The organism is Saccharopolyspora sp. NFXS83 (genome assembly GCF_026241095.1).
GTDB lineage: Bacteria > Actinomycetota > Actinomycetes > Mycobacteriales > Pseudonocardiaceae > Saccharopolyspora_C.
Map to the genome: position 1 here is coordinate 1 of NZ_JAPFGB010000062.1, position 887 is coordinate 887.

1 protein-coding gene is annotated in these 887 nt (G+C 66.1%); it reads left to right on the forward strand.

Annotation, left to right across the window (positions count from 1 at the left end; all coding sequences use genetic code 11):
- Positions 1–68: 68 nt before the first annotated feature.
- A protein-coding gene (locus OOZ19_RS29945) for an IS5 family transposase (protein ID WP_266093529.1) occupies positions 69–877 on the forward strand; the annotation gives its coding sequence in 2 pieces (ribosomal slippage) (positions 69–408 and positions 408–877; 810 coding nt in all).
- Positions 878–887: the final 10 nt, after the last annotated feature.

Sequence of the window (887 nt, forward strand, 5' to 3'; positions counted from 1 at the left end):
ACAGCTCGTTTCAGAATGATCGGCGTGTCTGATGGCGATGTTTGATCGACTCGGTGCATGGTCTCGGCATGATCGAGGAGTTGGTGCCAGAGGAGTTGTGGTCTCGGGTTCAGCCGTTGCTCCCGGCGCGTCCGCCTCGTCGACGTCGATACCCGGGTCGTTTGCCGGCCGACGACCGGGCCGCGTTGGCAGGGATCGTGTTCGTGCTCAAGACCGGGATCACCTGGCGGGAACTGCCTCGGGAAGTGGCTGGGTGTTCCGGGGTGACGTGTTGGCGCAGGTTGCGGGACTGGACCGAGGCCGGGGTTTTCCAAGCGGTGCACGAGCTGCTGCTGGACCAGCTGCGGGCCTTGGATCGGCTCGATCTGAACACCGTCGTGGTCGACGGCTCGCACGTGCGGGCCCTGAAAGGGGGGCGGCCACGGGCCCCTCGCCCGTCGATCGGGCTCGGCCCGGCTCGAAACACCATGTGATCACCGAGGCCGGTGGTATCCCGCTGGCGGTCACGCTCACCGGCGGCAACCGCCACGACAGTACCCAGCTGCTCCCGCTGGTCGACGCCCTGCCCACGATCCGGGGCAAACGTGGCCGACCGTGGCAGCGGCCTCGCTGGCTCTACGGCGACCGCGGTTACGACTACGAGCAACACCGGAAAGCCCTGCGCGACCGGGAAATCGTCCCGCGTATCGCCCGCAAGAACACCGCTCACGGATCCGGCCTCGGCAAGGTCCGTTGGGTCGTGGAACGCACGTTTGCCTGGCTGCACCAATACAAACGTCTCCGCACCCGCTACGAACGACGCGCCGACCTCCACCTCGGACTCCTCCAACTCGGCTGCGCCCTCATCTGCTACCGCCAACTACCAACCTCATTCTGAAACGAGTTGT